This window comes from Pseudoalteromonas sp. AWH4_217 (assembly GCF_056161105.1).
Window position 1 is genome coordinate 1 of record NZ_JBSWYM010000076.1, and the last position, 319, is coordinate 319.

The 319-nt window shown below is 43.6% G+C and carries 3 tRNA genes; all 3 read left to right on the forward strand.

Features of this window, described 5'->3' with window-relative positions:
- Nucleotides 1–4: 4 nt before the first annotated feature.
- The 3 genes from ACXAH1_RS24735 (at nt 5) to ACXAH1_RS24745 (ending at nt 303) form a co-directional block, all read left to right on the forward strand.
- Nucleotides 5–80 (forward strand) — tRNA-Lys (locus ACXAH1_RS24735).
- Nucleotides 81–115: 35 nt separating this feature from the next.
- Nucleotides 116–191, forward strand: a tRNA-Lys gene (locus tag ACXAH1_RS24740).
- Between the two features lie 36 nt (nt 192–227).
- A tRNA-Lys gene (locus ACXAH1_RS24745) sits at nt 228–303 on the forward strand.
- Nucleotides 304–319: the final 16 nt, after the last annotated feature.

Here is a 319-nt window from a genome sequence, read left to right on the forward strand (position 1 = left end):
GAGCGGGTCATTAGCTCAGTTGGTAGAGCAGTGGACTTTTAATCCATTGGTCGATGGTTCGAGTCCATCATGACCCACCATTCAAATTTGGTGTATTATTTAAATAATCTCGAGCGGGTCATTAGCTCAGTTGGTAGAGCAGTGGACTTTTAATCCATTGGTCGATGGTTCGAGTCCATCATGACCCACCATTCACATTCGGTGTATTATTTAAGTAACTTTCGAGCGGGTCATTAGCTCAGTTGGTAGAGCAGTGGACTTTTAATCCATTGGTCGATGGTTCGAGTCCATCATGACCCACCATTCAAATTTGGTGTAT